This is a genomic window from Sphingobacterium sp. 2149 (assembly GCF_031455655.1).
GTDB lineage: Bacteria > Bacteroidota > Bacteroidia > Sphingobacteriales > Sphingobacteriaceae > Sphingobacterium.
In genome coordinates, this window is record NZ_JAVDTD010000003.1 from 348,609 (window position 1) to 372,564 (window position 23,956).

Annotated in this window: 14 protein-coding genes; 4 read left to right on the forward strand and 10 right to left on the reverse strand. The window is 43.5% G+C overall.

Annotated features, from left to right (window positions below):
- Positions 1-7 precede the first annotated feature (7 nt).
- The 3 genes from J2X77_RS06230 to J2X77_RS06240 are packed head-to-tail and all read right to left on the reverse strand — an operon-like array spanning position 8 to position 4,695.
- A complete protein-coding gene (locus tag J2X77_RS06230) occupies positions 8-2,002 on the reverse strand; it encodes a TonB-dependent receptor domain-containing protein (protein WP_310079692.1) in 1,995 nt (664 codons plus the stop codon).
- A 38-nt stretch (positions 2,003-2,040) separates the two neighbouring features.
- Entirely contained in the window at positions 2,041-3,627 is a 1,587-nt protein-coding gene (locus J2X77_RS06235) for a TonB-dependent receptor plug domain-containing protein (protein WP_310079694.1), read from the reverse strand.
- A 33-nt stretch (positions 3,628-3,660) separates the two neighbouring features.
- Positions 3,661-4,695 (reverse strand): FecR domain-containing protein, encoded by a 1,035-nt coding sequence (locus J2X77_RS06240; protein ID WP_209575039.1) that lies wholly within the window; start codon positions 4,693-4,695, stop codon positions 3,661-3,663.
- A 272-nt stretch (positions 4,696-4,967) separates the two neighbouring features.
- On the opposite strand from J2X77_RS06240, the gene J2X77_RS06245 reads away from it, so the two are divergent.
- Positions 4,968-5,558 (forward strand): RNA polymerase sigma factor, encoded by a 591-nt coding sequence (locus J2X77_RS06245; protein ID WP_209575041.1) that lies wholly within the window; start codon positions 4,968-4,970, stop codon positions 5,556-5,558.
- A gap of 218 nt (positions 5,559-5,776) precedes the next feature.
- Here J2X77_RS06245 and J2X77_RS06250 read toward each other — a convergent pair whose 3' ends face one another.
- The 7 genes from J2X77_RS06250 to J2X77_RS06280 form a co-directional block, all read right to left on the reverse strand.
- Positions 5,777-8,242, reverse strand: a complete 2,466-nt coding sequence (locus J2X77_RS06250; protein WP_209575043.1) for a glycoside hydrolase family 2 TIM barrel-domain containing protein — start codon at positions 8,240-8,242, stop codon at positions 5,777-5,779.
- A gap of 64 nt (positions 8,243-8,306) precedes the next feature.
- On the reverse strand, positions 8,307-9,338 hold the full coding sequence (locus J2X77_RS06255; RefSeq protein WP_310079698.1) for a glycosyl hydrolase 53 family protein: 1,032 nt from the start codon (positions 9,336-9,338) through the stop codon (positions 8,307-8,309).
- A gap of 36 nt (positions 9,339-9,374) precedes the next feature.
- On the reverse strand, positions 9,375-10,427 hold the full coding sequence (locus J2X77_RS06260; protein ID WP_310079701.1) for a DUF5111 domain-containing protein: 1,053 nt from the start codon (positions 10,425-10,427) through the stop codon (positions 9,375-9,377).
- 107 nt (positions 10,428-10,534) lie between these two features.
- The gene (locus J2X77_RS06265) at positions 10,535-12,100 is read right to left on the reverse strand and encodes a RagB/SusD family nutrient uptake outer membrane protein (RefSeq protein ID WP_209575048.1); all 1,566 of its coding nucleotides are present in this window, start codon (positions 12,098-12,100) and stop codon (positions 10,535-10,537) included.
- Between the two features lie 32 nt (positions 12,101-12,132).
- On the reverse strand, positions 12,133-15,114 hold the full coding sequence (locus J2X77_RS06270; RefSeq protein WP_310079703.1) for a SusC/RagA family TonB-linked outer membrane protein: 2,982 nt from the start codon (positions 15,112-15,114) through the stop codon (positions 12,133-12,135).
- A gap of 110 nt (positions 15,115-15,224) precedes the next feature.
- Positions 15,225-17,801, reverse strand: coding sequence for a hypothetical protein (locus J2X77_RS06275; protein ID WP_310079704.1), 2,577 nt, complete (start codon positions 17,799-17,801; stop codon positions 15,225-15,227).
- A 149-nt stretch (positions 17,802-17,950) separates the two neighbouring features.
- Entirely contained in the window at positions 17,951-21,853 is a 3,903-nt protein-coding gene (locus J2X77_RS06280) for a two-component regulator propeller domain-containing protein (protein WP_310079707.1), read from the reverse strand.
- A gap of 704 nt (positions 21,854-22,557) precedes the next feature.
- Between J2X77_RS06280 and J2X77_RS06285 the strand changes: the two genes are divergently transcribed.
- The 3 genes from J2X77_RS06285 (at position 22,558) to J2X77_RS06295 (ending at position 23,894) form a co-directional block, all read left to right on the forward strand.
- The gene (locus J2X77_RS06285) at positions 22,558-22,740 is read left to right on the forward strand and encodes a hypothetical protein (protein ID WP_209575058.1); all 183 of its coding nucleotides are present in this window, start codon (positions 22,558-22,560) and stop codon (positions 22,738-22,740) included.
- A 39-nt stretch (positions 22,741-22,779) separates the two neighbouring features.
- The gene (locus tag J2X77_RS06290) at positions 22,780-23,508 is read left to right on the forward strand and encodes a PRC-barrel domain-containing protein (RefSeq protein ID WP_310079709.1); all 729 of its coding nucleotides are present in this window, start codon (positions 22,780-22,782) and stop codon (positions 23,506-23,508) included.
- A gap of 227 nt (positions 23,509-23,735) precedes the next feature.
- The gene (locus J2X77_RS06295) at positions 23,736-23,894 is read left to right on the forward strand and encodes a hypothetical protein (RefSeq protein WP_209575061.1); all 159 of its coding nucleotides are present in this window, start codon (positions 23,736-23,738) and stop codon (positions 23,892-23,894) included.
- Positions 23,895-23,956: the final 62 nt, after the last annotated feature.

Consider the following 23,956-nt stretch of genomic DNA (forward strand, 5'->3'; position numbering starts at 1 on the left):
TTAGCAATTAAAAGTTAACGTTGATAGAAAAGTTATACGAAGGAACAGGACGCAGGTTGGTCGTGTTACCCACATAATTGGCAAAATCCGGATCAATACCTTCTTTATTCGCGGTCCAGATCAGTCCAACATTACGGACAGAGCCAGTGAGATTAACCTGTTCGATCTTCATGTTTTTCAGTAGCCTCTTGGGCAGTGCATAACTTAAGGAAATTTCACGCAGTCTAACATAATCCCCTTTTAGCACGTTAATATCCGAGTAAGTATAGCGATATAGACTATATTGCCCATAGATATCTGCTGTTACTGCTGGAACATTGGTTATGGCCTCATCCCCTGCCTGACGCCAGCGATTGGCAATATCTGCGCTGAGATCAAATTTTGGTGAAGTTAATCCACGACTGGGGGTCATGTAAGATTCAATACTAGGTTTTATAAAGACATTTCCAAATTGGTAGGTGACCAACGCAAATAACGACCATTGTCCGTAGCGCAGGTTCGTTTTTAAGCTACCAAAATAAGGTGCTGTTGTGCGCCCCATATATTTAAGATCATCGACTCCCTTCAAGGTCTGTTTAACGGAAACAACCTCTCCCTCTTTGTTGTACACCTGGGTCAATCCATTTGCATCAAGGCCGGCATGTCGAAATGCGAGCAGCTTATCGCTAGCATATCCTTCTAAATAACCAATACCAACAGGTGTATAGGAGTAAGTGAAATTAGCGATATCACTGGCTTTGAAACGATTATCGGTAATTTTATTGGTATTGTAAGAAAAGTTTGCCCCGATATCTAAATGCCAATCCATCTTGTTGAGGAGTATCGCATTTAAACCGAGATCAACACCTTTTCCACTCATACTTGCCGTATTTCTTTTCAAGTTCCCATTGTTTATTGTTCCTACGTAAGGAGCAGCAATTGGAAAACCATACAATAGATCACGACCCTTTTTGACATAATAATCAAAAGTACCCGTCATACGGTTATTGAATAAACCGAAATCGAGCCCAAAGTTTGTGACATATGTTTTCTCCCAACGAAGCTGCGGATTAGCGATTGCAATAATGCTTGCGGAAGGCTCACCAGTAGGATTACGTGCAACATCATCAAGTGATATATAGGTAAACGGACGTACATCTTGCGTGATGTTACCGTTCACCCCATAGGTTGCCCTAACTCCCAATTGACTTAGCCATTGCACCCTGTTCATAAAGGATTCTTTAAGCACATTCCATTTCAGACCGCTTGACCATAACGGCGTCGCCCGAAAACTTCGGTCCAGCCCAAAATTGTTGTAATCATCATACCGCACACTTCCCGAAAGGGTATATTTTCTATCATAGGTATAGGCAGCATTTGAAAAATACGACAGAAAGCGTCTTCTCTTATCGGCCTGCTGAGGTGCTCCAGACAAACTTTCATTAAATCCTTGGATACTAGGGTATGCAGACTGTAGGTAACTTACAGCGGTATTAAATCCAGTCTGCATATTATACCCATATAAGGTACTGCTTCCCTGTCCAGCCTCCGTCTGCCTGATCTCCGAGCCTGCAATAGCAGAAATATCATGTTTCTGCGCGAGTAAAGCATCGTAATTGAGCTGTCCGCGCAAGGTATAATTATTCACTTCGGTATTTCCGATGTTATAGATTCCCCCTTTGTTGATGCCCAGGCTATTTTTCGTCTGGCCTACTGGTGTAAATCTATTCAGCAAGGAACGGTTCGCAAAAGATTCTTCCGCGCTGAACATACGGTTGCTCGCAAATGAACGCTCATTGGCATACATAACCGTTCCTTTGATTCCTTTATAGATCGGAACAGAAAGATTGATCACAGCCGAAAAGCTATTATTCTTGAGCGTACGGTCCAATTGCTCTAATTCCTGCAAGTAGTTGTAGCGCCAATCTTTGTATGCTGCTCCCAGTCCATTAACAAATCCAGGTGTCAATCGGTCGTATGCAATACCCTTTCCATTCGCATCGGCCAGCAATTGATAAGGCAAAAGTGTCGATGCTCCGGTATCGTAAAACTGCGAGATTCCTATCCCATTCTGTTTTTGGTTAAGAAATGTACCCGCAAACTCGTTGATAACGTTGCAATCTTGAAAAGCCTCCAGTTATTATTAACGTTCAAAGTCAGACGTTTACCATTTTCACCTCTAGTATATGGGTTTTCGTTGGCGTATGAGGCCGAATAGAAATAATTGTTATTTTCCGTACCGTTACTGATGGATAGGTTATACTGCTGGCTACTCATAGGTCCCAATAGATACTGTTGAATCTGATCCTTATTATCTATGCCTTTTAGTGGGGTGACTAAAGCATCATAATCAGTCTGCGTGATCTGCCCATTTTTCAGCCTGATCGCTGCCGCTGCAACTTCACCCGGATAGTAGGTCGCATAAGAATAAAGGTTGGTTGCAATATTATTGCCGTTCAATATATTTTTGGCTACCAGTTCCTCTTGATAATCGATCATTTGGCCACTATTCATGGTACGCAAGTATCCTAAATCAGGTTTTCCAGAAAACACAGTATTGGCAGAGACGCTTATTCTTGGCACCCCAGTAACGGACCCTTTTTTTGTTGTGACAACGATAACTCCGTTTGCTGCCCTAACACCATAGATCGAAGCTGCCGCGGCGTCTTTCAATACAGTAATGTTTTCCACATCGTTTGGATTCAGTGTAGCAAGGTCCATCGTGGAAATCGCTCCGTCTACGACAATCAATGGTGATTTTTCGGTTTCAGTATCTATAGAACCTATGCCCCGTACGTTAAAATTATAATCATTCTGACCAATGGTACGTGTGCTTGAATTAATACTCAGTTGATTATTGTTGTAAGTAAAAGTACGATCGCCGGTTCCGATGGAAACCTGGAGTCCGGGTACCTGACCTTCTAAACGCTGAATAATATTGGCCGAAGGAATCTTCTCCAACTCTTTGGCCGTAATGAGCGAGACCGAACCCGTAGCCCTTTCCTTTGAAATTTTTTGATACCCAGTGGAGATCACGGCTTCCTCCAGCACGTTATTTTTTTCCTGCATGTTAAATGTAATCTGATTCCGATTTCCAGGAGTTAGCATACTATTTTCATAACCTACTGCCGTGATTACAATAATATCCGTTGGTTTAATATCATAAATCAGAAAACGGCCGTTTTCGTCGGTTTTCGCACCCTTGCGGGTATCTTTTACCCATACGCTCGCCAGCGGGATAGGTTTTCCACTGGAAGAAAGCACCGTTCCAGCGACCCGATCCATCAATTCTTGACCCGCACTGTTTTTCACCGGGCTTCCCTCACGACCTTCCGCAGAACGGCGCACAATGGAATAGGATCTGTCATCCACATAGAGAAATACCAATTGATTGGGATAAAGTACTTTTTTAAGTACTTCTTCCAGTTTATTTCCCTTGAGCGATTCGGTATCGACAAATTTTCCGTTCAGCAGGTTGTGCTCATAACTCAAATTCGCGTTGAAACGCTGTTCAATCTGTTTTACGGCTTGATTAAGTGGCAACCTTTGCTGCGCATAGGCATGCTGTCCGACGGTAAATAGCAGCGAAGTGACCGGAACCATCAACAAGCAACGTAGTGGTTGCCACCTGTTTTCTGTGATTTTCATTTTTGTTAGGTTAGATGTTACTATTGTATTAGATTAATATTGTTTTTCTTCTTTTGGATCGAGGTAGATGGTATCTTTTTCCATTCGGATATTCGCGTGTAAGATATTCGCGATCGAATAAATGATACTTTCCTGCGAACCTAGCGATATGCGACCGTCGATTTTTCGATTCAAAAGTGTGGGATCGCTTATGATAATTTCTTTGCCATATACATAGCGAAATTCATTCGTTAGATCAGCGACTGTTAAGTTTTCGCCAGTTAGCGTTTTCTGGGTCCATGCTACCGCCTGCTGGGCCGCTTTTTTGCCTGTGCTCAAATGACGGAAGCCGTCAATACCGTCCTCAACGATATCACCGGGTGCGAGGATTTTGGTTTCACCAACATGTTTTTTATTGCGCAGGGCAATACGTCCTTCCAATAGTGATACTGTTATTTTGTTATCCCTATTTTTTAGGTTAAACTTTGTTCCGAGTACCTCCACCGCGACATCGCCGGTATAGGCTGTAAACCGTTCGTCTTCCCGAATAGCTGACATATCTCTGTTAAGATGCTTAACTTCGAGTAGTGTCTCTCCGGTCGTAAATACTTCTCGCTTGGACAGCCAATTCCAGGCGCGGCGGTAGGCGATAGAAGAATTGGCATTGAGTTGTACTGTACTGCTATCGGGCAATAACACAGTCTGAAATTCACCGCTTCCAGTTTCAATAACGATCATCGAGCGGTAATACCAAGATAAAGTTATAAAAATTGCTACAGCTGCTGCTCCTGTGGCTGCTGCCCAAAAACGGATGATTTGATGTCTTCTTTTCTTCCTATTTCCAGTTATACCTCGTTCAATATCCTGAAAAAGATCATCCGCAAATTCCTGATTAGGTCTAATCCGGGCAATGCCATACAAAGCATGCAGATAAGCAAGCGCATCGTCATATGAAGCAGCATTTATAGGATTTCCAGCACGCCATGCCTTCCAATTGATAACATCATCCCTTTCCGGCTGTTTGACGAAGCGAACAAAATCCAGGTCATCCAAAAAATCTTGAGTACGGTAACTCGTATATTTCTCCATTATTACGTCTCTATTAAATTCAAGACAAATAACATTTGGATTTTACCCCATGGAATCTATTTTTTTTTAAAAAATTTTAAAAGCTATGTATTTCACTTACCAAATTCATAATTTAGTCGCCAAATTAATGTGCAAAATCCTATTTTGAGCTATCAAAAAAGCATATATATGATTGAACTGTATTTAAAATAGGTGTTTTATTATTGTTATTAAATCTTTACTATTTTTGGTAAAGCGAATGATCTATTTCATTTAATGCTATAAATTCGGAGATGAACAACCCCATAGATCGGTACTGGAATGATTTTATTGATGGCGACAAATACGCGTTCGAGCAGATCTATCGTGCATTATTACCGACCTTATATGAGTATGGTATGCGTCGTGTAAACGATGAGGATTATGTTAGAGACTCCATTCAAGATGTATTTATTAAGTTTTGGGAAAACCGAAGCAAGCTACAGAGCATTTCCAATCCAAAACATTATTTGCTTGTCGCTTTGAAAAATAGCTTACTGAACACGCAATTGCGAGATGGCAAACTTTCTTCATTTGGTGAAAAAGATGATTTCCAACTCACCTATGATGTTGAATCCACTTATATCGCAATGGAAGAAAAGCAACAAAAAGCGCTAAAGCTCATTCAGGCATTAGAACAATTAACAGCTAAACAAAAAGAGGTAATTTTTCTTCGCTATTTCGAAGAATTAAGTTATGAAGAGATCAGTGTACTGACCAACATATCGGTTAAGAGTCTGTACAAATTAAATAATCGAGCCATGGAAGCCCTAAAAGATATTATGGGTATGCCAAAACAGCCGCTGATCGTGCTGCTTTGTACCATCAAATTTTTATACTTATAAAGCCAATAAAAGGTTTCAGCCTAGTATTTCTAAAGCATCCAACACTCCGTTATTACCAATTGATTACGAAGATCATAAACTACACCAAACAGGAAATTTTTATTCATCAAGATGCTATAGCTGATCCACCAATAAGCAATCAGCTACAGTATCTTCGAATCGGTATGGACAGCACAATTTTTTCAAAACAGCATCTTCACCGTCGATCAGCTAAGAGGTCAATATGACTGCACAATAAATAAATCCTCTTTCAGTCCTGTACTCTTTGCCTTTATCTTGATACTTCCCGATTTTTCGCCTGCCTGAACAATCAGCGTAAGCTGCCCATTGAACAGGTGCATCTGTGGTTTTTCAAAAGACTCCAAGTTCGTAGGATCTCCATTAGCCAAAGCTTTAAACGCACCAGCTCCCCCGACTTCAAATCGCACTAATCCATTGGCATGCGGGCAGAGATTCCCTTGTTTATCCACTGCTTTGACACGGATGTAAGCCAACGAACGTCCATCAGCAGCAATGGAATCATGCACCGTTTCCATTTTAATCCGGAACGGGCTTCCCGCTGTTCGTACGCTCTTTTCAGCTACCGGCTCTCCCGATTCATCATAAGCAACAACCTTGATTTCTCCGGGTTCATATCGTGTTTCCATCCACATCAGGCGATAACGCTCCTGTAAAGAATGCTTATTTTTACTTCGTTTCCCCTGACTCTTGCCGTTGATAAAAAGTTCTGCACTTGGATAGTCCGTATAAACGAACACAGGTGTCTGCTGGCCCACCCGATCTGGCCATGTCCAATGTGGAAGAATGTGCAAGGTATGTTCATTTTTATTCCACAAACTTCTGTAGAGGTAATAACGGTCCTTGGGAATACTTGCCAGGTCAATAATGCCAAACATGGAACTGTGGTTGGGCCATGCATCTGTATCGTATGGAGACGGCTCACCGAGGTAATCGAATCCAGTCCATACGAATTGCCCCATCGTCCAATGATGGTCTTCTGCCAAGGCAAAATCCTCATCCGGTAGATTGGACCAGGAACAATATTCCATATCGTAAGACGATGACTGATGATCAGGATATAGCATGTCGCCCTTTTTGACCACAGGAAATTTATATACTCCTCTGGAGCTTACTGTGGATGCCGTTTCAGAACCCAGTACTATATTTTGTGGCAATTTTGAATAAGCCTCTTCATAACGGTGCGTACGATAGTTGAGTCCCGGAACATCCAGTAAACTGGCAAAACCATTTTCCAGCACACAACTAACCTGGTCCATACCACAGGTCACCGGTCGAGAGGGGTCTTCCCGATGGCAGATAGCCTGTAAAAATGAAGCCACTTTATATCCGTCGGCACTGCATTGTGTCGGCACCTCATTCCCGATACTCCACATCACCACGGAGGGGTTATTTCTAAAATGATGAATCATATTGACCATATCCCGCTCTGCCCAATCCGCAAAAAAACGATGGTATCCATTTTTACATTTGGCAATGTCCCATTCGTCAAAAGGCTCGATCATCATCATCAATCCCAATTCATCGCATAGCGAAACCAGCTCCGGCGCGGGCATATTGTGAGCGGTGCGCACTGCATCACAACCCATATCTTTGAGCAACTGTAATTGATAGCGTAAAGCCGACACATTTATTGCCGCACCCAATGGACCGAGGTCATGATGATTACATACACCTTGAAACTTTCGAATCTTTCCATTTAACATAAATCCCCGATCGGCAATGATACGCACCTCACGAATACCAAAACGAGTCTCAAAACTATCCATTAGCTTACCATCGACATAAACTTGCGTAGAAGCTCGGTATAAATTAGGCTGTTCGGGGCTCCATAGAGCAGGTTTTGGAACTTCAAAATTTTGTACAAAGGCCTTACCATAATTTATTTTTTGCTCATTTTCTTTTTGCGTCACGACACGGCCTTCTGCATTCAAAATTGCAGTTACCATGCGCACCGATTTACCATCAGCATGCTCCAAAGTGGTCTCCAACTTTACTGAAGCCAGGCTGTCTGAGACAAATGGCGTTGTGATATGGGCTCCCCAAACAGGCATGTGAATCTTCTCGGTAACGATTACATGCACATTCCGATAGAGTCCTGCACCGGGATACCAACGCGAAGATTGCGCTTTATTTTCCAGTCGAACGGCAATTGTATTGTTCCTGCCATCCCGATGCAGCAGTTCGGTCACATCAAAGTGAAATGCATTATAACCATACGGCCAGAAGCAAGCTTCCTTCCCATTGACATAGACCCGGGCTTCACTCATTGCACCATCAAATTTAAGCACCACGCGTTTGCTGCTCTGGTCAAACTGAGGCACATCGAACTTGGTACGATACCAGCCTACACCAACATAAGGTAGGCCTCCGGTTCGGCCGGTTTTTACAGTCGCTTTTTTCTCTCCATTTTGTGTCACAGCAACATCTTGTAAGTCGTGTGCACGGTCAAAAGGTCCGGCAATAGCCCAATCGTGCGGTACAGTCACATTCTTCCAATTCTTGTCGTCCAAGGTCGTCCGTTCGCCCTGGGCAACTTCACCCTGAAAAAAGCGCCAGTTTTTCTCCAATAAGAAAGACTGACGTACCGACTGTCCATGCAATGCTATTGGCACGACTAAAAACAAAAAGAATAATACGAAAGCGATATGCAATAATCTCATCATCAAATTATGGGTTTAGGGTCTAAAGTTGAATTTCATTAGCATCATTCAGCGTTGTAAATATAGTCTATTTAAAAGCGTTCAAGGCCTTTGTGGGACGTCCATTGTTATCAAATGCGCCTAACGTGTAGCCATTCCAACCGCCATAAGCCAAAGGTTCCCAATAAAATATTCCCAAAACCTTGTGATCTGGCACGGTATTAACCGAGCTAAAAAGATCTTTGAGCCATATTTCTGCAGTATCCGCGGCATCCCAGCTCATGCCCACTTCGCAGATCATCACCTCTGAATTGTATCGCGCAATCATATCTTTAATGTTACTGACGCAGGCTGTATTCCGTTCCTTCCAATTTTCTGGGGTCGGGTAAAGTGACATGCCGATTACATCCCATTTTCCACCGTTTTTCTTCAGACCATCGAACATCCAACGGAACAAATTATTATCAAATCCATTGTGGAGATGGATGATCACTTTTGCTGCCGGAAAAATCGCTTTTACCGCATCATAGCCTGCGTTATTCAATACGGCATAATTAGCCATGCTCTCCGAGGCCTTACCCTCATTCCACAGCATGCCATTCCCGGTTTCATTCCCTACCTGCACCCATTCCGGTGTAATATCGTTCTCTTTCAGTAATTGTAGCACCTCATTTGTATGGTCACTTACAGCTTTCTTTAAGTCATCAAATGCCAAACTCTTCCATGCTGCCGGCTTTGTCTGCTGTCCAGGATCTGCCCAGGTATCACTATAATGAAAATCCACCATGATGCGCATTCCCAAATGATGTGCGCGACGTGCTTTAACCAACACGTCGTTCTTATTGCACCAACCGCGTTCGGGATCTACCCAAACGCGTAGGCGTACAGCATCCATCCCCAATCCACGCAATAATTTCAGTCCATCTACTGCATTTCCTCCAGCATTGAAAAATTGTACACCCGAAGCCTCCATTTCCGTAATCCAGCTGACATCAGCCCCTTTTGCCAAATGCGATGCGGTTGCAGCGGGCTCGAAGCTATCTTTTTTGCTGCAGCTAGACAGCACCAAACAAAAGCCTATCGCTGCGGCAAATACCTTTCCTATTGTTAATTTTTTCATTCGATTCAATTATTTAAGGAGTTATCTTATTGATGTTTACTCCACATGATACTTAAACTGTTTTGGATCGCTCAGGTCGAGGATCAAGGTATGTGTGCCCACCTTGTCATAAGCAAATCCACTGCCATCTGCTGTATACAGTGCACAGTTGCCATCCCCTTCCGCAGCTCCAAAAAACCAAGTCCAACTGCCATTGATCAACACTTTTATGCCCCACTGTTCAGCTGCTGTTGTCGTGATTGTTGCCTTCCAAACTTTCGCCGTTTGGTCATAGATCATCGGCGTGGCCGTTGCGCTCCAACCGTTAAAATCGCCCGTTACCGTCATCGATTCCACAGCAGTTTCTTTCCAGGCCAACTTATTAACATCGGCGGTCAGGTACAGATATCCGCCTTTGCTTGTCCAGCAGTTCCAGCGATCTGCCCCGCTATATAAAATATATTGGCTACCATCCAATGGATAAGAACCATAGATCAGTGATGCACTGGCACTTTCTGCATTGGCTAAATAAAAGTTGTACCATTGGTCGAGACGGACAAAACCATCGTAGAAACCATCTTCTTTTCTCGAACACAGTTTCCATGGGAATTGTGTCATCTCTTTGTTCGAAAGATAAAGGTATGCCGCCTCATCGACCGGTTGGTAAGACGTGATAGTCAAGGCGATCACGTTACTATAGAGCCATTCTGTATTAGCACCCAATCGAGAAGCAATACGGACATAGCATGTTTTCTTTTGATCGGGTACAAATCCCATACCCGTGACGAGATTATTCAATTGTTCATGCGTATAACTGATGGAACTTGCCACCTGCTCGACGCTTTTGGCAATGACAGTAAAAGCGGGATCTGCCGCTATTTCTATCTTATTTTTTAAGGCCGACTGCGCCATCGGTTCTTCGCTGGTCAAGATCGCCTCGTCCCAAACAAGCTGCAGTGCCACAGCTTTGCGATCTGTAGATTTTAAAACCAATTCCGATGTACTGCTATGCAACACTGCAGGTTTTATTCCCCCGACAGCTGGTGTCCCGCCCTCCTTTTTGCAGGCAGCGAAAAGCAATACCAAAATATAAAGTGTTAATTGTTTCATAAGTCATCATTATCTTTAAAAACCCCTATGGAAATACCCGATTATGCGCTTCAGCTCCACTGCATGGTCGCAAAACTATCCCATCGGTTTATCAATACCATACTAGGCTAATAGCCTGCATTTTGAATTAAATTTGGATTAGCGCTCATATCTGTAGTTGGAATCGGATAAAGATTGAACTTTGCATCCACAGAACGGCCATTCATATCCCCTCCTTTCCATTGCCAGAGGTAAGCGCTTCCGGTAAATTTCCCAAATCGAATGAGGTCTGTGCGGCGCGTACATTCCCAAAACAGTTCACGTCCGCGCTCCGCAAGGATAAAATCCAGCGTGAGCTGCGCCTGCTCGATTGTGCCAGCGGAACTTCCATATCCCCTTTGTCTGATCGCGTTGACCAGAGTAAGGGCTTCCTGTACACTACCGCCGCCACCGCGCAGTACGGCCTCGGCATACATGAGATACACATCGGCCAGGCGGATCATCGGAAAATCCGTGCTTACCAAACCTTCGTCTGTCGTATAGCTGCCATCATCTTTCAAATTTGTAAACTTCACCAATCCATAACCCTGGCTTGATGCGGCTGGATCTTCTACGTCCAAAGACTGCCCATTTTTCCAAAAATCACCTCTCTTATCTTCCGCTTGAAAAATGCCGACAAATTCGCGAAGTGTACGAAAACTATTCCAGCCAGAAAGTACACCATAGTCTGACGATTTCATGCTCCCCACAATAGGGCCATTCACCAGATAAGTTGTCGCACCCCAGGTCGTCGTGTGTGCCACATCGGCTTCTATCGGGAAGATAATTTCATTGGTACGCTTATCGTTATCGGCATTAAATACCTGCTTATAATTCGCATTTAAAGTATATCCGGCATCAATCACTTTTTTTGCATAGTTCAGACAGTCTGTGTTCCTTGCTGTACCCGTATACACCTGAGCATTCAGATAATTCTTGGCCAATAACGACCATGCGGCAGCACGGCTCACTCGTCCATATTCATTTCGACGCGCTTCTGGCAAGATTGCTGCGACCTCAAGAAGTTCCTTTTCAATGAATTTGAAAAGATCCCCCCTCGTCATCCGTGGTGGAAAAAATGCAGCTACAGGATCGTTCTCAGTCACAAACGGGACGTTTCCGTACAAGTCCATCGCATGACTATAGGCTAGTGCACGCAGAAAACGAGCTTCAGCCGCAAATGTCAGAATCTGCGTCTGCTCGGTCGAACTAAATGTTGCCAGTTTCTCTGTAGTGGCGTTCCGTAGAAATTCGTTGCAGATAGCGACCGTATAATAAATCCGGTAATACATGGCATTGACCCATGTATCGGAAGCTCCCCAGGTCATATACTGAATATCGGTCATGTTATCACCACCCGCCCAGGTATAGATCACCTCATCTGTAGGTACTTCCTGCAGATTAAAATACACCCGAAGGTAGCCCCAAGAGGCTGTGCTACCCGCCATGTCCGAATCGGCATCACCACGGCCATTGCCTGCAACGGCAAATGAGGCATACAGTTTAGCAAGGACCGAACGGTACCCCTCTACCGAAGTATAGACCGACTCCGATGTAGTTTCCACAGTTGGATATTGGTTTAAGTCCTTGGTGCAGGCGTGTAGCAACAAGATTATACTAAACAATCCAAAACAAAATCTTTTTATATTTTTCATCGTTATATAAGTTTTCTTTTTTGAGGTAGCCATTAAAAATCCATATTGAGACTTAAGGAGAACGTTCTGGAGCGCGGGTAGAACGAACTGTCAAACCCACTCGGCACCTCGGGGTCCATCCCACTATATTGGCTCACAATAAAAACATTCTGTGCTACTGCACCCACGCGTAAATTGGAAATCTTGCCCAATTTGCCAAAATTATAGTTCACGGAAAGATTTTCCATTCGAAGGAAGGAAGCATTTTCAACGTAGTAATCTGAATAATACTGTCTAGTTTGAAATCCCGTATGCAAGTAATCCCGATGAAGGTTATTGATTGACGGATCCACATATTGAACGGTTTCCCACGCACTGAGGTTCATTTTTGTATTATTGAAGACGTAGTTCCCCAAATTTGCGCGTAACGTAGTAGCTGCTGTCCATTTTTTGTACGTTAGCTGTGTATTGAAACCGAACAGCCATTTTGCGGCCGGGGATTGATAGCGATACAGGTCTTTTTCATTGATCGCACCATCACCATTCAGATCAGCGTACACGCCTTCCAACGGTTTTCCTGCCTCGTTGTACAATTGCTTGTACACATAAAACATGTAAGGTTGATATCCTGTTGTCAGGATCTGTATGCCACGGCCACTGACATTCGGGCCGACGTACGTTCCAACAGCATTCGCATCCTGTACCAAGGCTATATTGGTTACTTTCGTGTGTTGATTGGTTGCATTGATATTAACTTCCCAGCGCAGGTTATCTTTTTGAATAGGGACGGTATTCAATTGAAATTCGAAACCACTACTTTCAACATTTCCGACGTTAATGGTTGCGTTCTGGTCAAAGTTTGTTCCTGCAGCCACCGGCACATTGGCCAGTAGATCATGTGTTTTTCTTGTATAATATTCAATTGCACCAGATACCCTATTCTTCCATAGTCCAAAATCCAGACCATAGTTAAATGCTTTGGTTGTCTCCCAGCGTAAATCCCTGTTGTAGACCGATGGCCGATACACCAGATGATACTGATCGCCAAACTGATATTGGGCATAAGCGGTTCCCAAATTATAAACCGGCAAATACTCATAATTGCCGATACCTTCCTGCTGTCCTGTTATTCCATAACTTGCACGGAGCTTCAAATCGTCCAAAAACGAGATGCCTTTCATGAAAGATTCCTGTGAAAGGCGCCATGCCAAGGCGACAGAAGGAAATGTTCCCCAGCGATTTTCTGGACTGAATCGTGATGTACCGTCCTTCCGGACCGTTGCTGTCAGTAAATAACGGCTGTCGTAATTGTAGTTGATGCGACCATACCAAGAGATCAGCGTATGGCGCTCGTCTGATGCGATAGCGGTAGAACGTATATCGCCTGCTTCATTATAGTACACGATCGGTGGGCGCCCTGCACTCCAATATTGATAATCGTGGCCAGCAGTAATGTCAACCGTGCTTTTTAAGTCTGCAAAAAACTTGTTATAGTTTAGATAACCTGTGAATAGTTTATTTTTAAGGGTCTGTTCATAACGGTCAAAAGCGCCTCCAATCGTAAAATTATTGGCTGCACTTGCAGGAATTAGATTTGACCCATTCCCTTTCGCATAGTCGTATCCGACCGTTACGTGAGCTTTTAATTCGGGTAGCATATAAAACTTATAATCAAGATCAAGATTACCTACAGCTCGATTGACTGTACTAAGGTGCTTCTCCTGACGAAGCAGGCCCAGTGGATTGAGATTTGCACCTGTTGCTGGGAGACCGGCATTGTCGAGACTCTCATAATAACCCCCATAAGCAGCTACCCCAGAGTAAACGGGCTGCGTGGGATTGAACGCCACAGCAGACCATATCGCTTCGGTATTGGCAAAACTGTTGTTATTTCGGGCTCCTTTAACATTCAGGTTTACCGCGAGGTGTTTGTTAAAAAATGTCGGATTTAGCACAAACGCCCCCGTCATACGTTCCGTCTTGTCGGTGCGCAAGGTTCCCTGCTGATTGTAATAGCCAGCAGAAGCTCGAAAGGGCAACGTCTTACCGATCTTTCCCTGCAAACTTAAATTATTGTCCGTTCCTATGGCATCCTGAAAAACCTCAGAAAGCCAATCTGTCGAGGCATTACCCAATAGCGCTTTTTGCGCAGAAGTTCCCTTGCTATTGATCAGGTTAGCAAATTCATCGCGCGACATCATATCAGCCACACCCATCGCCTGTTGCATGGACACAATGGAGGAAAAAGAAAGCCGTAATGTATCCCCTTTTCCTTTCTTAGTCGTAATCAACAATACCCCATTTGATGCACGAGATCCATAAATCGCTGTGGAGGATGCATCTTTGAGCACGGTCATGCTTTCAATATCATTGGGATTGATCAGACTGAGAAAATTGCCACTGTTGCCGCTGATGCCGCCAGTTTCCAAAGGTACCCCATCCAACACGATCAGTGGATCGTTGCTGGCACTCAAAGAAGCCCCACCACGAATACGAATGGTACTTCCCGAGGAAGGCGAACCACTGTTGGACATCACCTGTACGCCAGCCGTTTTCCCATTGATCAGCTGTTCGGGAGAACCGACCAATCCCGTATTAAAATCTTTGCTACCTACCGTGTTGACGGCACCCGTTAGATCCTTTTTTGTACTACTGCCATAACCTACGATGACCAGCTCTTCCAAAACATTTCCCGCCGATACCATCTTAATATCTAAAGATGTTCCCGATACCGATAATGTTTGACTGGTATACCCCACTATCGAGAATGATAGTTGCGATTTGCCCTTCGGCAATGAAATACGATAGGTACCATCGTTGGCCGTAGAAGTCCCCACGGTGGTTCCAGTCACCAACACCGTAACACCGGCCATCGGTTGCCCCTGTTCATTGCGGACTACCCCCCGGACATCCTGTTGTTGCATCAACCTGATCCATTTACTCTCCCCTTTTGTTGCCGCATAGAGCTGCGTTTCCCCAAGGCAGGATAGCAATGACAAGCCTAATAAACTTGTTTTAAATGCAAAACCTTTCATTTTTTTTAATTTATGTGTTTATAATTGTTTCTTTCCTTTGCTGCAATTCCTTCGCTACACTCACCTTAGCGCTCGATACGGCCAATTTGCCAAACTACTGTTTTTATACACTACTCCAGCCAGACCGCGGCTACAGACAGCACAACGCCCGCCATATTTTCGCCTGAGATAATGAGCTTTTCGATCGCTTTTTTATCAAAGTGATCAGAAACTACCGGTTTAAAAAACCGTTCAAGAAAAACGGGATAAGGGGCAGGCAGCAAAGCCGTTGGTACCAGCTGTAAATCTGTTAAATCCAGGCAAACCAACGTTTCAGTAGCTGAAACTGCATCTATTTTTTTGACGTAGGTGTACCCTTTCTTTGTGACAAAACCTGCTTTTAGCGTCGGATTGCCACCGGTATGTTTTAAAAGTATACAAAGTTTTTTAACATGTTCGAGCCCCACCGGCCGATCAAGAATTTTTGTTCTTATATCTTTAAGCCAGAAATACTGGGCACTCGAATCCTTTCCGTGAAAGCTATACGCCCAGAAAGGCAGCTTCCCTAAATGTTGCTGTTGCCATTCTGCAGTCATATAAGCGGTTTCCGGAATGGCGAAGGTCTCGAAAGTAGCGACCTTGGACAATGATTCAAACAGCGAAATTGGTGCATGCTGGTCATATAATCCGACCGTCCAATAGCTATTGACGCGATAGTCCCAGTCGAGCGGAGCTCCGGCCTGACTGTCAGGATAAGTAAACTGCTTACCACCAACGAACACTGTGGCCGTATATTTTAACGCATTGCCCTTTAGCAATGCTGCCGGAATATCCGCCTCATACTTATAACTATCTTTCGGAATCAGCTTGATGTAAGGATTATGGTCGTTCCAAAATGAGACCTGATCCGTCTGTAAAATAATCGAATCGGGCTGCTGTTCAAAGATGTAGCGGAACTCCAATTTGGCGCTGCGCCCTTTCTCCAGTGCCTCGGGCTGCTGGTGTATTAACAAAGCTTGTTTCAGCGGCGCAGCTGCTGGCGCATAATATTCACCCAAACTACCATTTTTCCAGGATGAAGACGCTGTCCAGCTATTTTTTAGCTGCACATGCTTTCGCTTAAGCAGGTAAACTCCTGGTTCAACGCTGAAGCTGGTTTTTGGTACTATAAGATCTCCAACCACCCCAGTTTTATGTGAAAGTTGTTGCACGGTGAACATCTCGCCAAGGTCAGGAATTTGAATATCGATCGCCTGAGATCGGTACAAGATATGTACCACCTCGCGGCTTGGCGACGGCTTGGCAAAAGGATCGGCGATTTTTTCTGCATCCGGCATCACTTCCAAACGCCATAAGCCTTCTTCCAAACGATCCAAAAAATACGCACCAGATCCGCCATAATCCACCACAGGCGAAGAACCATGGCCGGCAATATGCATCAATTTCTCTGGCTTTACAGGTTTGACTGCTGTATTATTCGTATAAAAATATTTATCCGGCGCATTCATCATGGCGAGATCCTGATCATAGCTCACCTCAAAATCACCAAAAGAAGTATTCTGCGGGTATGGATTAAATTTTTTATTCCTGGGGATCGTATAGGCCACCTCGGCAGCAATTAACGTACTCAATGCTTTCGCCGGTGTGTAGGCTAAATTGAGATAATGGGTCTGATATTCGGTATTGTAGGCGGCGATATCCATCGGATCGTAAGCAAATTGCGTGATCCACTGAAATCCAGCCGAACGAAATGTACGACTCATCGCGGGATGCAGGTAGCTGTAGAGATTGTCTGCAGGATCATACTCGTATACTGCCTTTGCTTTATTGGCAAACCCTTTCAAGTTTGCAAAGGGAATGTGGTATTGATCGATGTAAGGAAGAAAATTCCCCAGACGTTCTCTTCCTGCAACCAGTCCCACAGGATACCATTGATAGGTGGTTCCTTGGATATCAGCGTTGAAATAAGCCTGCACATGATCCATATTATGGCTGACATTATAGAAAACCGGCTTTTTATTACCACTTTTTTTCATGGCCTTAACCATCCGTGCAATATAGTCCGAAGTCGTTTGAACTGCACCCGTATGGCACGGCTCGTTATTAATTTCAAATCCAATAACGTAAGGATCTTCCTGATAAGCGTAGCCTGTATAAGGATTGACATGGCGAAGCAACTGGCTGATATACTTTTCCTGTGCTGCGATTGCTTGTGGATTGGCATGGATCTGACACTTATCATAATGGTAGGTAAAGGCACCCGTATTTTCATTTTTTTCGGGATAGCCATTTCCAAAATTCGTCATGCCGGTAATTAAAATCCGGATGCCACGCTCCTGCAGTTTGAAAAAGAGGTAGTCCAATAGATCCAGGTGTTCATTGCTCATCAAGTTTCCATTTCGGTCCGAGATCTCCACATCCCAGATATGGATACGATAAGCATTATACCCCAAACGGGCAAAGTGGTAAACGTCCCGATCAATGGCCTGCTTACGGTCGATTCCTCTAGCCTGAAGTGCCCGAAAGGCATGGGCAAAAGGAACGGTATAGTTGACCCCATAAAATGAAGCCTCAGCTCTGGTGTCGGACCAGCGCATCACACCTTCGTGATCAACAAAGACCGTAGGAACATCTGTATTGGCCTTAACCTGTGCATAGGTATTGGCGTACCCCAAAAGAGCAAGGCAGCATAAAATAATTACACGCATGGATTGTATCGATTTATAATTTTTTGGTTATTACGATTACAAACCTATCAAACCGCATTATTTTTTAAGGCCACATATCGGACAAAGAACAACACAAATTGGACATCTCCACATCTCCCAACCATTAGACAATACTGACGAACAACACTTTACGAATAAGACTCCATATAAACCTTTGGTGACATACCAAATTCCGACTGAAAACATTTTGAGAAATACGACGAATTGGAGAATCCGACCATATACATCACTTCGGCTACAGTAAACTTCTTTTGCTGTAGCAACAGTGCGGCTTTTTTGATGCGGATACTGCGAATATATTCCACAGGAGTATACCCCGTGAGCTGCTTCATTTTTCGGTAGAGTTGCCTTGCCGCTACATCAGTGAGTTCGCTGAGCCGCTGTACGGAAAATTCCGAATCGTCCATATTTTCTTCAATCAACTGCGTTACTTTTGCTAGGAATTTTTCATCTGGCGAATGTACCGCAACCGGTTCTGCTGGTTGACTGATTTGATCGATACGCACTTGAGCGACAATCTTATTTTTCCTTTCCAGGAGCTGCTGTAGCTGCATTTGCAGCAAATCCAGATCGAAAGGCTTAGCCATATAAGCATCTATGCCAACAGCTACCCACTCACGTCTGATGAGCTCATCGCTTTGCGCAGTTAACAAAATGATGGGTATTATCGCTGTCAATGTATTTTGGCGCAGCTTTTTGACCATTTCAATGCCTCCCATATTGGGCATCATGGCATCTGTAATGATAATATCCGGCACAAAGCTATGCCCATCGATCAAACGTAATGCCTCACTTCCGTCACCAACGATACTGCAATCGTAATTTGTTTGAAGGGTATTTCTTAAAAAATCAGCAAGCTCGGCATTATCTTCGACGATCAACAGTTTTTTTTTGCTTGAGGTGTTGGTGTCAGCGGCAGGATTCTTGCTGTTTATACGATCCTGCTTCCAGTAAAGCGTTGCAGTTGTGCCATTTTGATCGCTCGTTATCGCAATGTCCCACCCTAATTGTTCACAATAACTTTTGACTAAGTAAAGGCCTACTCCCGTTCCCTGTACCTCATTGACCTCTCTTAAAGAAGAGCGATAAAATTTACTGAATATATAAGGGAAATCGTCGGAAGCTATGCCAATTCCGGTATCCCGAACGATCAGCTTAACGTCGTCACCATTTACTTCCAGCCGCAGGTTCACGCTACCCTCCGGTCGATTATACTTACAGGCGTTGGAGATAAGGTTGTTGACGATTGATCCTAATTTGGCAACATCCGTCTGTATAAAGACGCTCTCTACAGTCGTGGAAAATCCAATATGGATATTGCTGTATTCAGGCACTTGCTGCCATTCAGCTATAAGCTGTGCGCAATAATCGACCAGATCAATTTGAGAATTCAGCAATCCCTGTAAAGGCATTTGCTGCTGCTCCACCTGGTCAAAAGTCATCAATTCCTGAATAAGCTGACTGATTTTTAAGGCATTTCGATGTACGCCATCCAACTGCTTCTTTTTATCGCTGTTCTTGGTCTGCCGCATCATTTGGCTCACGGGAGCCAAGATCAGACTCAAGGGTGTTTTCAGCTCATGCGATACAGCAGTTAGAAAATCCATTTTCATCTTTGTGAGCTCCTGAACCTTACGGCGCTCACGTCTCTCCCATTTCAGCGTACTGCGTACCCTGAAAAAGTTGACTATCCAGAGGATCAGGAAACCAGCAATGAGTATATAAAGACTTTTGGCCCAATAGGTCGCATACCAAGGGTAGCGTATTGTAATTGAATAGGTATAGATTTCAGAAACTACATGTCCAGCAATATCCACCCGCGCCAACTGAAGATCATAGCTTCCGGAATTTAAGTTGGACAGTAACACCTTATTATCCCCACGTTCCATTGGAATCCAGGTTTCATTTTTGCCTTTAAACGAATAGGCAAGTCGATAGCCGAGATGATTTCCATAATCCAGGTCGGAAAACTCCAGCCGAAGGTTGTTCTGATCATGCGCTAAGGTGATCTCGTTTCGGTAGCGCAAACCATAATCATAACTACCAAACCTTTCATTATTGACATACATTGCGGTGAGTACAATCTTTTTCGAGCGGTCTACATCCGCTTCCTCCTTTTGTGCAGGCAACAAAACTACTTCATCAACCCCTCCCAGGATTACTTCCTCTCGCTCCGTATCGTAGTACATAGAAGATACACGCTGTCCATACCGCAATAATTCAGCTTTTAGACTTTGCTTATTAATCTGCCAGACTCCAGCACTCGTTGCTACCCAGATATAGGCATTGACTTCGGCCATAGCGGTCACTTCACCCTTGCCAACAGGATCAAAACGAATCAACGTGTTTTTTCCATCCGCTGCAATTCGTCGCAACTCGCCGTGTTCCCCTACCCACACCGTGTGCTGTTTATCCTTGAGCATAAAGGTCGCGCGATCTAACGGGTGCCCCGCACTATCCGTCAGATCCCTGATCTTCCCAGTAGCCACATCAATGCTGCTGATTCCTTTGTTAAAGAAAAGTGCCAAGATCTCTCCCCTTCCATTGTCGACAATCTGATTGGCAAAATCTTCTAAGAGGCCATCCTCTTTGCTGAAATTTCGGTTTGCAACGACCGGCCCCGTAGCTTCCAAGAGTCTATTTCTGTTGACCACAAATATGCCCCCCATATAGGTGGCTATCCACAGATTACCTTGTCCATCTTCCAGCATATTATAGGACCATTTCGCATTCCGTTTGCCGGTAGCATCAATAATCGTCAGGTTTTTAAACTGCTTGGTCTGCGCGTCGAACACATCGACTCCACCATCGGAAGCAATCCAGACCAATCCCGCACGATCCTGATAGATATCGCGGATACGGTTATGGGTCAGCCGATAGGTTCCAGCATCCATCCGATACCAATTGCTTTCAGCATTTCTATCGCCCAGTCCATGTACCCGAATCAAACCATTGTCGCCACCCAGCCAATACCAACCGTTACGGTCCTTCGCAATTTTGTAAAAACGGTTACCGTCGTTACTTGCTGTCAATTGGTATATTGGAAGTGTTTTTTCTACCTTGCGATTAGACCACAATGAAAAGCCAAAATCCGTACCTAACCAGATATTTCCCGCTCGGTCTTTAAATATACTCCATATAATATTATTGGCCAGCGAGTTTCTATTACGGGAATCATGTTTGATCCGCTTCACGAGCTGCTGATTCAGCTGATAAGTAAAAAGACCGTCATCTGTTCCGACCAATAAAGTGTTGGAATCTTTCGACGCCATCGCCTTGATCGGATGGTTCTGTAGCACAGGAGTCTTACGAAGCATATGTTTTTTAGCATCATACAAGTATAGCCCATATTCTGTCCCGATAAATGTTTTGCTTAACTCCGGAATAGAAAATATGGAATTTACAAATTGGTTGCTCCCTTTTTTATAATCGGGCAATGTTAAGGCAACAATCTCTTTATGAGCTGCATCTAACTCAAAAAGTCCATTGTACGTGCCTATTAAGATGCTATCGTCGATCTTATCAAGTGCATAAACGGCAGGTCTGCCTTTATTAGTGGGAAATGACTTGGTGTAGTCGATAAGTTTATGCGTCTTTATATCATAGCAGTACAAACCAGCAATGGAGCCTATCCATAATGTATTGCCCACGACCAGTAGTGACCTGACATCAGAAGGGCCTCCTGAAGGGAAAGAATCGAAACGGTCTAACTGGTAATTATAGAGTAGCACGCCTTGTCCGGTACCCAACGCAAAATGCTTATCATCGACCATTTCAATACAATATACAAAGGTCTGAAAAGGATATTTAGTTCCCGTAAGCGGCTGCAGCGCATAGCCATCATAATTAAATAGGCCATTGTTACTTCCTAGCCATAGCATTCCCAAACTATCCTGCGCAAATGAGTGTACGGTATTTGCGTTCGTACCCAAAGAAATATTCCGGAAAGACGGATAATCCAGCGATTGTCCAACAACCGAAGTACTGATTAAGGAACAAAAAAATAAACAATAGAAATAAAAAGATTGCATTTCTCAAAAGCGCTATGCTACAAACTTAGTTAATTCTTATGGAATACATCATATGCCTAATGGAATACATTATAAGCGATTTGGCACTGATATACGCCCCTTTTAATGACAAAGCCTGCCCGATGATAAATAATTAAATCAAACATTAAAACTTATACAACTTAACATCAATTTATGGCTAACACCAATTTTTAATCAATTTTTAGACAGTAATTCGTCATTGATTATTCAGTCCACATTAAGCAACCACTGAACAAGCACTGAACGAGCACTGAACAAGCACTGAACAAGCAGTGCAAAATAGGGCAATTTGGTTACCAGTTGATTCTCATTTGCTGCCCCTAAAAAATAAGAGAGAAAAAAAAGTTAGCAATCGTTTGTACAAAAAAAGGCTAGGTCAACCACGAACCTAGCCTCTACAAAAAACAATCCTTTAACCTGCGTTTATTTAACTAATTAATACATTTCCGATCAAATAACAGTGTCCACGGCAAATCGTTTAAATTATTTTTATTTTTTTGATAGTGTCCCATCAAAAGCTATACAACACGCAAACTTCAAAGTTAGGGTCATATGTGATCAGCCAGCTATATCGTTCATACCAATCTTGCGGTATAGCTAACAAAATATAATAGCCAGACCTATACATAAAAAATTTTTTCAAACGAAGCCTGTGAAGTGTTGTTCTTTTAAAAAAAGTATATATGGCACATTTAGAAGTAAAACCTAAAAATGGAGCTCCTTGGTGGCTATGGCTCCTGCTATCACTCCTTGCATTGGGATTGGTCCTTTATTTTGTAAACCGCTACAACAGCGGCGGAAGGATAAATGAAGCTGCTCCAGATACAAGTGTAAATACCACAGCGCCACTAACGGATACCCTTTAGAACCTCGTAAAAAAATTGAATAACTCAAAAACTAAAGACATGGCATTAGAAGACAAAAACTATAATCATTTAATTGAACTCGGGGGAAGCGATTATGAAATAGTCGATGGAGAACCTGATATCCGCGGATGGAAAGTAAAAAATGAGGCTGGTCAATTGATCGGACAGGTAACCGATCTGCTGTTTGATCCGCAGAGCCAACAGGTTCGCTATCTCATCATCGACCTGAATGATGCTGAATTTGTTGTGGAGGAAGATAAGAAAATACTCGTACCCATAGGTCTTGCCTCGCTTTATGACGGCACGAAAATTCAGGCGAGTAATGATACCACCTACCCAACTCCTCCCGTTGAGCCGGTTAATCCTAGCGTGATCTTTACTGTCGACGAGATTCCGACAGAAGAGCCTGCAACGGATTATCTATACAATCCTGCTGATGACGGAGAGGTGGTCGTCCTATCCATCACGGAAGATAAGGTCATTCGGCTGCCTGCTTACCAAGAGCATCATGTCGATCCGGAAACGGAATTATCCACCCGTCACATCTTTGAAGGCACCGGCGATGTTGGATTTGTCGTAAGCAACAATAGTTATGATCCATCCACATTCTATACGCATTATCACTTTAGTGAAGACACTTTTTATAGCGACGGAAAACAGATGGATACACTTCCTTCTGATCAAGCTCAACGGACTAGAAGAGTGGCTGCTCGACACGACTATGGGACAGCACATGAGCCTGGTACACGCAACAACAACGAACTATAAACAAACTATATTACGCTAATTACAGCTTCGATATGCTATTCGCGAAGCCGTAATTAGCGTATAGAGGCATCATTACCTTTGGTGTAAACTCAAGTACAGCGTTTAAATACGCCTTTACAGTGTATTTTATAACCTAAACCACCACATCAACTACCTAAATTCCCTGCTAATTCGCCAAAATTGCATCATAATTGCATACTGTTAAAAGACATCAATATAAATCGGTTATGAAAACATATTATAAAATTGTCAGCGAGAAAAACAGGAAAACGATTAGCAGATATTACGAAAAATATAGCTGGTATAAGTTGGATCGTGAGGAACTTGCGCAAGAATTGCTTATCCGGGGCGGCTTTTTGATCATACTGACGTATATGCTATGGTAAAAAAATGACGTTATAGCGATATCTATTTATAAAATCCAAACCATTTGCATGGTTGTGTTGTC

What these genes read in the sequence shown, in the direction of transcription:
- J2X77_RS06235 (WP_310079694.1), bottom strand. Translation starts at nt 3,627, where the DNA reads ATGAAAATCACAGAAAACAGGTGGCAACCACTACGTTGCTTGTTGATG.
- J2X77_RS06240 (WP_209575039.1), bottom strand. Translation starts at nt 4,695, where the DNA reads ATGGAGAAATATACGAGTTACCGTACTCAAGATTTTTTGGATGACCTG.
- J2X77_RS06245 (WP_209575041.1), top strand. Translation starts at nt 4,968, where the DNA reads ATGAACAACCCCATAGATCGGTACTGGAATGATTTTATTGATGGCGAC.
- J2X77_RS06250 (WP_209575043.1), bottom strand. Translation starts at nt 8,242, where the DNA reads ATGATGAGATTATTGCATATCGCTTTCGTATTATTCTTTTTGTTTTTA.
- J2X77_RS06255 (WP_310079698.1), bottom strand. Translation starts at nt 9,338, where the DNA reads ATGAAAAAATTAACAATAGGAAAGGTATTTGCCGCAGCGATAGGCTTT.
- J2X77_RS06260 (WP_310079701.1), bottom strand. Translation starts at nt 10,427, where the DNA reads ATGAAACAATTAACACTTTATATTTTGGTATTGCTTTTCGCTGCCTGC.
- J2X77_RS06265 (WP_209575048.1), bottom strand. Translation starts at nt 12,100, where the DNA reads ATGAAAAATATAAAAAGATTTTGTTTTGGATTGTTTAGTATAATCTTG.
- J2X77_RS06270 (WP_310079703.1), bottom strand. Translation starts at nt 15,114, where the DNA reads ATGAAAGGTTTTGCATTTAAAACAAGTTTATTAGGCTTGTCATTGCTA.
- J2X77_RS06275 (WP_310079704.1), bottom strand. Translation starts at nt 17,801, where the DNA reads ATGCGTGTAATTATTTTATGCTGCCTTGCTCTTTTGGGGTACGCCAAT.
- J2X77_RS06280 (WP_310079707.1), bottom strand. Translation starts at nt 21,853, where the DNA reads ATGCAATCTTTTTATTTCTATTGTTTATTTTTTTGTTCCTTAATCAGT.
- J2X77_RS06285 (WP_209575058.1), top strand. Translation starts at nt 22,558, where the DNA reads ATGGCACATTTAGAAGTAAAACCTAAAAATGGAGCTCCTTGGTGGCTA.
- J2X77_RS06290 (WP_310079709.1), top strand. Translation starts at nt 22,780, where the DNA reads ATGGCATTAGAAGACAAAAACTATAATCATTTAATTGAACTCGGGGGA.
- J2X77_RS06295 (WP_209575061.1), top strand. Translation starts at nt 23,736, where the DNA reads ATGAAAACATATTATAAAATTGTCAGCGAGAAAAACAGGAAAACGATT.